At 64.0% G+C, this 1,232-nt stretch carries 2 pseudogenes; one reads left to right on the top strand and one right to left on the bottom strand.

Going from position 1 to position 1,232, the window contains the following annotated elements:
- Nucleotides 1-474, bottom strand: a pseudogene (locus tag HC022_RS26900) (bromoperoxidase); the annotation flags it as partial.
- 278 nt (nucleotides 475-752) lie between these two features.
- Between HC022_RS26900 and HC022_RS26895 the strand changes: the two are divergent.
- Nucleotides 753-1,232: pseudogene (locus tag HC022_RS26895) on the top strand (hypothetical protein); the annotation flags it as partial.

The raw sequence follows: 1,232 nt of genomic DNA, 5'->3' as shown, positions 1-1,232 counted from the left end.
GGGATCGGCGCGGTGGAAGGCCGACAGCCGCATCTCTGTGCCATGCCGGGCCACCACCCCGCGGAAGAGCGTGCGCAAGGTCAGCTGACCATCGCCGTTGAGCCGAAGGCCCCGGCGATGGTCAGCTTCCCCGCAGACGGTCCGGGAGCAGAGGACCGTCTCGATCGGCCCGGGGACAGGGAGGGCCTGATCGTCAAACCAGCTCAAACTGCGCAGCTCGCAGAGCAGTTCGTGCAAGGTGAAGCGCGTGGTGCCATCGATCCAGACGGTGCAGTGCGGATTCTGCATGAGTTCGAAAGGCAGGTCCCGCACCAGCGAGAGAGCGTAGAGTTCGGCCAGTTCGGCGGCCAGTTCGGCGGGGCCCATGTGCGGCGCGGCGGGAAGCTGCAGATTCGGAGCAGCCGGCATCCCGGGCTGGCGTCCGCCATCAATCAAGCGGAGGCAGGGCATATCAAAATCGGTCCGAGCGGACATGCTATCGTCCCTTGTCGTGGACGCCGCGGAAAGTGAGCGCCCCTGTTATGAATTTTTCTGGCACCTGGTAAGTTCGGCGCCTTGTTAACTAACGTAACGGCAATCTGACGCTTCCCCGTGAGTTTAGCGCGAATTTGGTAAGAAAGATCAAATCTCTCAGGAAAACCATGCGTGAATATTGCGCAAAACCCGTGTTTACCGATTCCGGCTCGCTTGACCAGCCCTCAACCGTCGGTTTTCCTTACACCATAGTTTAAGCCTTTCACGGAGAGCCAGCCATGACGCTGACATGGGCAGACGCCGAACCGAACGCCCCTCGCGATCCCTACGTGCAGTTCTCCTGGATGCTGCGGCAGCGTCACGAGCCGCCCCTGGGCACGCACATCTACCAGCCGATCTTCGTGCGCCTGCACGGCGGCGACCCGCTGGCCGAGCGGCGCGAGCTGCTGAAGGAGGTGCTCGATCCGCTCTCGCCCCTGCTGATGGATCCGTTCGAGCTCGAGCTGCTGGCGGCGCGCTGCAGTCCGGTCGATCCCGACGCCGGAATGCCCGACGAATACGCGCTCTACTGGAAGCTCGGCACGCCCGAGGACCACTACGTCGCGCTCTTCAATCTTCAGGACACCGGCACACCGGTAGCGCTCGATCCGACCGGGCTCAACACCGAGATGCCCGAGACGTCGCCGAGGCCGGACGAGATCCCCCCAGACGCGGCGGCCCCCGGCCCCGTCCGCCCCATCGTGGCGATCATCGACGAC

The sequence above is a fragment of the Salipiger sp. HF18 genome, assembly GCF_011806505.1.
In the GTDB taxonomy this organism is placed as follows: Bacteria; Pseudomonadota; Alphaproteobacteria; order Rhodobacterales; family Rhodobacteraceae; genus Salipiger; species Salipiger thiooxidans.
Note: the sequence above shows the minus strand (reverse complement) of the source record. Positions and strands in the feature narration are given on the sequence as shown.